This window comes from Vibrio sp. YT-19(2023) (assembly GCF_033337395.1).
On the sequence record NZ_JAWOQN010001217.1, the window covers coordinates 1 to 506 of the forward strand.

Below are 506 nucleotides of genomic sequence, written 5' to 3' on the forward strand. Positions count from 1 at the left end.
TGACCGACTGTTTACGCACTGTGGTTGCGTTTATGGTTCGTAGCATAGAGAAGATCATCGAATGTGATTGGAAAGCCATTGAAACACCACCAGCAAGTGCTGGAAAAAACATCTTCGTAACGGGTATCACTCGTTATGGCGATCAAACAGTTCAAATGCTCGATGTCGAGCTACTGCTTTCTAAAATTTATCCGCAGTATGAAAACGCGAATATCCCGATGTTGACGGACGTAGAGCGTGAACGCCTCAAAGCACTGAATATCTTGTTGGTGGATGACTCGTCGATTGCGCGTAAGCAATTAAGTGACGCGCTAGATAGCATCAATATCTCCTATCAAATTTGTAAAAATGGCTCAGATGCACTGCAATTGATGAAAAATGAGGCAGAAGCAAATCGTCCAATAGATATTCTGGTCAGTGATATTGAAATGCCGGGGTTGGATGGTTACGAGTTAGCGTTTGAGGTGCAAAATGATTCAGCTCTTAATCACTCGTACCGCATTCTG

Annotated in this window: 1 protein-coding gene; it reads left to right on the plus strand. The window is 43.3% G+C overall.

Annotation, left to right across the window (positions count from 1 at the left end):
* Positions 1-506, plus strand: a 506-nt coding sequence (locus R7E78_RS30925; protein ID WP_318059244.1) for a chemotaxis protein, incomplete at both ends; no start/stop codon positions are given.